The 7,310-nt window shown below is 34.6% G+C and carries 3 protein-coding genes; all 3 read left to right on the forward strand.

What is annotated here, in order from left to right; genetic code table 11:
- Positions 1-404: 404 nt before the first annotated feature.
- The 3 genes from IAI56_RS14860 (at position 405) to IAI56_RS14870 (ending at position 7,270) form a co-directional block, all read left to right on the forward strand.
- Entirely contained in the window at positions 405-3,134 is a 2,730-nt protein-coding gene (locus IAI56_RS14860) for a T9SS sorting signal type C domain-containing protein (RefSeq protein WP_187658609.1), read from the forward strand.
- 181 nt (positions 3,135-3,315) lie between these two features.
- Entirely contained in the window at positions 3,316-4,959 is a 1,644-nt protein-coding gene (locus IAI56_RS14865) for a GEVED domain-containing protein (RefSeq protein ID WP_187658610.1), read from the forward strand.
- A gap of 19 nt (positions 4,960-4,978) precedes the next feature.
- Positions 4,979-7,270 carry a T9SS sorting signal type C domain-containing protein gene (locus IAI56_RS14870; RefSeq protein WP_187658611.1) on the forward strand — a complete coding sequence of 764 codons (2,292 nt, stop codon included), beginning with the start codon at positions 4,979-4,981 and terminating at the stop codon, positions 7,268-7,270.
- Positions 7,271-7,310: the final 40 nt, after the last annotated feature.

Below are 7,310 nucleotides of genomic sequence, written 5' to 3' on the forward strand. Positions count from 1 at the left end.
AACGTTATTTATTTTTTATTTTTTTATTAATAAGTTATTCATAATAGGAACAAATTAAGTTAAATGGAATACAAAACTAAGAACAAGATTGCTTTATTTATGCCCATCATGTGCACATAATAACGTTTAACGGTTACTACTTTGCGCAATAGCTGTTTTTTTTAACATTTTGTCGATAAATTATTTTTTATATAATAAAATGATTACTTTTGTACGATAAAGTATGACAATTGAAATGGGTTTTATTTAATTGATATTCAATACATTTAATTTATTAAAAGCTTTAAAATTATTTTTCATATATTTATTAATATTTATTCATGCTACAGATTATGAAAAAGACTAATACAATAAATAACAAGAAATTTTGCTTTCTTAAAAAATCAACGTTCATTTTGATTTTCATGGCTTTTTGTTCTGGAAATGTATATAGCCAAAACGGTCAGTTTGTTTTGGAAGCAAATGGTGCAACTCCAGTAATTATAGGTTCTTCTTCAGTGAACATGTGGCCTGCTCCTTTCTTGCCGAATAGAAAGGATAGTCGTGTGCAGTTTTTATATGAAGCTGATGAGTTAAATAATCAGGGTGCATACAGCTCTGGCTATACGACAATTTCTTCTTTGGCGTTTCACGTTTCCGCATTAACTGGATCTGCAACTTTGCATACCTATCAAATGCAAAATATTACAATCAGTATGGGGCACACCAAAGCTACTTATAATGGAGATGTTTCAGTTATTCCAGCGATTCCGGTTTGGGGTATAACCATGCCGCCACCGGGTTTTTGTACTTGGGCGGGTTCATCAACGCCAGAACCACTTACTGTGGTGAAACCCTCGTTTAATTTAACCATCAGTCAAGCGGGTTGGGTAGAAATTCCATTAAATACTCCATTTCTTTGGAATGGCGTCGATAGTATAGTGGTTGAAATTTGTAAAGCAGATCCAAGAAATTCACCACCATCTACTTCGTTTAGCACCGGAAGATACGAATTTACAGGTAGATTTCATTCTGAGCCTTCAGGGAGTAATACTTGGACTTTAACAAGAAGTCTTTACAGCCAAAACAACGGCGGAGGAGGTTCAAATTATACCCCAGGTTGCAGTATGCAGACATCGGGACCAGCAGCAACTTTCAATACATCTGCCCCTTTAAATACTCAATATAGAAAATTCAGACCAAACATTCGTTTTACTTTTCAATGTGCTGGAGCTCCGGCTGGTGGTGAAGCAATATTAGGTACTGAGAATTTTTGTAAAGATGAAGCAGTTACTTTAAGTGTTGTTAATGATGAAAAAGCATTGGGATTGAATTATCAATGGTACTATTCTTATGCAGATGATGATAATTACTTACCTCTGCCAGGACAAACAGCTGCTACTATTCCAGTAGAGAGAGCTGGTGTAGATATGTGGTATAAAAGAGATATTGGCTGTAATCATAACACCGTTGCGGGAACAAGATCGTCTTGGGGTGTGAAAGTTACAGGAGTGAATACCTGGAATGGAACTTCTTGGAGTTTTGGAAGTAACCCGTTGCCAGCTTTACCAGTTAGAATTCAAGGAAATTTTGACACCACCGTCAATGGAAGTTTGCTAATGGAGGCCTGTAGCTTAAAAATAGTATCTGGAACGTTCACTGTACGAAGCGGAGATTTTATTTCATTAAAAGAGAAATTAGTTGTGGACGATGCTGCCACCGTGATTTTTGAAAATAATGCTAGCTTAATTCAGGAAAATAATGCTGCTGTTAACGTAGGTAAAATACTTTACAAAAGAGATTCGCAACCAGTTCGAATGTTAGATTACACCTATTGGTCCTCTCCGGTAGCGGGACTGACACCTTATCAATTCTCGCCGGGAACACCAACAATTAGGATTTATCATTGGAATCATCTAACCCAAGCTTGGGCCAATGGTATAGCAAATAGTCCTATGACTGCTGGTAAAGGATATATTATACGCGCCCCTGATGGGTATCCTTCAACAGGAATTGGAACTGTTTTTCAAGGTTCTTTTTTAGGTGTGCCTAACAATGGTCTTATATCTGTGCCTTCACAAGGGGGTTCTAGTAATTGGAATTTATTAGGAAATCCTTATCCTTCCGCTGTAGATGCTAATAAATTTTTATTAGCCAACAGTACTTTGCTAGACGGAGCTATTTTTTATTGGACACACAACACTCTTCCGAGTGCCGCTTTAAACCCTCTTTTTCCGCACATATCAAGTTATACTTCTGATGACTATGCAACATACAATTTTACGGGATCTGTGGGTCTTCCTTCGGTTAGTTCTGGAAATAATACTCCTCCAGGCCAATTTATAGGTGCAGGTCAAAGTTTTATGGTTAAAGGAGGCACATCGTCAGGCAATGTTGTATTTAACAACGATATGCGAAAAAACATAGTAGGATATACTAATTCACAATTTTATAGAAATAATGCAACCAATTCTGACGAGGTTGAAAAAAACCGATTGTGGGTTGAAGTAATTCATCAAAATGGGAAATTCAATCAAACAATGGTTGGTTATGTTGAAGGAGCAACAGATGGTCTAGATTGGGGTTATGACACTAAAATGATACCGTCTGGGGATGTAAAAATTTACACAAAAATTGGTGATGATAAGCTAGTCATACAAGGTAAATCTTTGCCATTCAACCCAAGCGATAGTATCCCATTAGGATTTTATACTACCTTAAGTGGTGAATTCACTTTAAACTTATACCAGTATGATAGTATCTTTGAAAACCAATCCGTTTATTTATTAGACAATGCTACATCAACTTTTCATGATATTAAATCTGGGATGTATACCTTTACAAGTATACAGGGAACTTTTGACAACCGATTTGAACTTAGATTTAATAACGAAGCCCTTAGTTTAAATCCTAATATTAAAACAGAGAATAGTGTTTTATGTTATGCTAATAATTCTGATATTATTGTTAAATCGCTTGCTAGTCAAATACATTCTGTTACGATTTTTGACAGTACTGGAAGATTGCTTTACAATAAAACTAATGTAGACACTTCAGAAATACTAATTTCAGACATCGCAAAAAACAACCAATTATTACTAGTTCAAGTTGAAAACGATAATGGAGTTACAGTTACAAAAAAAATCATATTTTAATTAATTATCATTATAAAATTTTTTATGAAATCGCCATTAACAAAATGTTTGAGGACGCAAACTAATAAATAAAAAGGAGACACGAGCTTGCGGACTGGCGAGCCATAACGCATATTATCTCTAAACAATAAATTTTACCTATATGAAAAAAAACTACTTTATTAAGAATAGAATATCTTTATTGAATGTACTTATAAAAAAAGGGATTGCATTTAAATGCATGATGTTGCTTTTTATATTTTTCTTTAATGACATAAAAGCCCAACAAACATTTACCTTAGGTAATGGCGTAGAGTCGTATAATACTTTGGGAGTTTCTCCTTTTGCAACAATTAACAGAAATAGTAGATCTCAATATATTTATTTTGCTGAAGAATTATATGATGCTGGATTTAGCATATCAGGAAATGTGATTAAATTGGCAATTAACATCACTGAATTAGGGTTGCCATCAAGTTTAAAGCCAGAAAATATAAAAATTAAAATAGGAATGACTAGTTCCTTTGAAACGGGTCCAACTCTTGTTGATGATTTGCCTGTGTATTACGAGTCAACTGTCGAAAATATTACACAATTGGGCTGGTATACCTTTAATTTAAACACACCGTTTGCATGGGATGGATTTCGAAATATTGTTGTTGAAATCTGTAGAAGCAATACCAATTTTGGCACTAGCTTTTCTGTTCAAAGTAAGAATTTTCCAGCTGGTGAACGAGTATCTGTCGCAAATTACACCAATGATACCTCACCTGTGGGATGCAGCTTACCCAACCAAAACTTGTTACCAGAATTATTTGCCAGAAGAAGACCTAACATGCAATTTACAGTAACAAATCCATGTGACGCAACTCCAGTTGGTGGGCAAACAATAGTTTCAGCTGGTCCTTACTGTTCGGGAGATTCATTCACACTTTCTGTTCAAAATGGTTCTGTAGCATCAGGGTTGTCATATCAATGGCAATCATCCCCAAACGATAATGGGCCATGGACGAATATTCTAAATGCTACAGATGCTTTTTATACTACTTCTCAAAGCGTAGCTACCTATTATCGTAGAGCTACAACATGTGATATCGTTTCTTCAACGATTTTCGATTTTCCTGTATTTGTTGGAGGAGAAGGTTGCTATTGTAACCCTTTAGTAGCAAATGAAAATGGAATTGGCATAAATAATGTAACCATAGCAGGAATTAATAATTCGTCTTCGGGCTCACCAGCGTATTCCAATTTCACAGCAATTCAAACTGAATTAGAAAGAGAAAGCACAGTTCCATTATCTGTAAATGTTAGCCCTGATGGGGGTACAAATTATACAATGGCTTGGATTGATTGGAATCAAAATAGGCAGTTCGAAGTTAGCGAATCATATATTTTAGGTTCTGTAACAGGTGGAAATAATATTAATTCTGGAGTTATAGCAAATATTACAGTACCAGCTCAAGCGTTGCTGGGCTCAACAATAATGAGGGTGAGAACAAAACAATCAGAAACGTCAACGTATCCATTACCTTGTGAATCAATTGCTAATGGGGAAGCAGAAGATTATACAGTGGTAATAATAAATAATTTAAATAATGATGAATTTTCATCTATTAATGATACAGTTATCATTTCAGTTTCTAATTCTGATATACATTTCTTAGCAAAACAAGAAGGTATCCAAAAGATAGATTTATTTGATTTATGTGGAAGACTAATTTTTAGTAATTCTATTGCTAATGAAAATGAGTTTAAAATTTCTGGGTTAAATCAAAAAAATCAATTACTTATTGCTAAAATAGTATTATCTAATGGACAACAGATTACCAAGAAAATAGTTTATTAAAAATACAATTCTAAATCTTATGAAATATCAATTTACAATCAAAACGGTTATATTGCTAACGAACTTATTCGTTACAGTTTTTAGTTTTGCTCAATGTAACCCTCCAACAGGAGTAGTGGTAGATAATATTACTTCTATCTCCGCGGTATTAAACTGGACAGCATCAAGTTCTGCTCCAGGCGAAGCTTATTTATATGAAGTTAGAACATCAGGTTTACCAGGTAGTGGGGTTTCGGGTTTGGTAGTAAGTGGTTCAGTGGGTGATGGCGTATTTTCGTCTCTGCTCTCTGGATTATCATCAATTACTACTTATTCTGTTTACATGCGCTACAAATGTACCTCAGCACCGCTTTTTAGCAGTTGGACGGCTGCAGTTACTTTTTCAACAAACCCATTATTACCGCCAGTCGCTGCTTCAGCTTCTGGAATTTCGGATACATTTTTTACTGCTCGATGGATTGGTGTTTCTGGAGCCACAGGATATCGCTTGGACGTAAGTGAGTTTAGTGACTTTTCAGTCCTGTTAGCGGGTTATAATAATTTATTTGTTGCCAGTAGTTTTACTAGTAAACTTGTATCAGGTTTAAATCCTTCCACGGTTTATTATTACAGAGTTCGCGCAGAAGGCCTTAGTGGTGGCACTCCAGTAACTACTAGCAATTCAAATGTGATTACGGTAACTACTCTTGGCGTACCTACTTTAGTAGCCATTTGGTCAAACGGAGCTTGGCTGAATGGCGTTTTACCAGCTTTTGATCATGATGTGATTTTAGATGATGATTATGTTTCTGATAGTAATAATATGGATATGTTTGAAGTTAAAAGTTTAACTCTAAATCAAGGGCATTCATATACTATAGCTTCAGGATTTAATCTTATTGTGTTTGAAAATATAGTTAATAATAGTAGCGCAGCATCATTTGTTGTTCAAAACAATGCTAATTTGTACCAACTTAGCGACTCCGCTCCTGCTAATGTTGGAGAAATTACGGTTTTACGTAATAGTTCTGAAATTTTTCGTTTAGATTACACCATGTGGTCTTCACCAGTTACAGGAGCTCAAACACTAAAACAGTTTTCTCCATCAACTCTTGATACTCGCTTTTATGAATACAATACTGTTGATAATCATTTTTCATCAATTGACCCTTTGACAAGTACATTTGAGCCAGGAAACGGATACTTTATACGAGCTCCAAATAATCACGTGGCAAATGTATCACCAAATGTAGCGCAAGCTTGGCAAGGTACCTTTGTAGGTGTCCCTAGAAATGGTGTAATCAATGTTAGTTTAGATACTAGTGGTCAAGGATATAATTTAGTAGGAAACCCTTATCCAACGGTTATTAGTGCTGATGCACTATTTGTGGAAAACGCTAGTAATATTGATGGAACGCTTTATTTTTGGAGAAGACGAAACGATACTTCAGGTGCAGGAGATTTAGGGACTTTTTATGCTACTTATACTGAATTGGGAGGTACTGGTTCAGCAACAAGTGAAGATCCAAATGGCTTTATTCAAGTAGGACAAGGATTTTTGGTAAAAGCATTAACTACTCAATTAGTATTTAATAGTGATATGAGAGTTCCCGATTCGTTTGAAAATCAGTTTTTTAGAAATTCTTCTGCTGTTAGTCAAGTTGAAAAACATCGTTTGTGGTTAAATTTAACAAATGAAAATGGCGTATATAGTAGAATGTTGGTGGGGTATGCGCAAGGAGCATCCAATAATTTAGATCGTCTTGATGGAAAGTGTTTTAACGATTCACAAGTGGCTTTAACATCATTGCTAAATAACGAAGAATATTCAATTCAGGCAAAATCTTTACCATTTTCAACAGAAGACACCATTCCCCTTGGGCTTAAAGTTGTAGCAGCAGGAGCATATACTATTTCATTAGATGAAATGGATGGCTTGTTTGAAGAAGGCCAATTAGTTTATTTAGAAGATACTTTTACCTCAACAATACACAATTTAAATGAATCAGATTATACATTCTCTACTGGAGCAGGAATTTTTAATAATCGTTTTGTTTTGCGTTTTTCAACTGAAAGTTTAGGTATTGATGAACCGCTGAATGCTAATGCAGTTGCCGTATTTGTTTCAAATAATTCTATTATCATCAATAGTGTCAATATTGATATAAAATCAATAAATGTTTATGATATACAAGGAAGAAAATTATTCAATCAAGATGCTGTAAATTCAAATGAATTTAGAATTGATACCTTAACAAAAAACAATCAAGTATTGATTGTTAAAATTAAAGATCAAAACGGCAATTTAATATCTAAAAAGGTGATTTTTTAACACATTACCATAGTTAAAAAAATAGAAACTCCTCAATTTT

Source organism: Flavobacterium macrobrachii, assembly GCF_014486675.1.
In the GTDB taxonomy this organism is placed as follows: domain Bacteria; phylum Bacteroidota; class Bacteroidia; order Flavobacteriales; family Flavobacteriaceae; genus Flavobacterium; species Flavobacterium macrobrachii.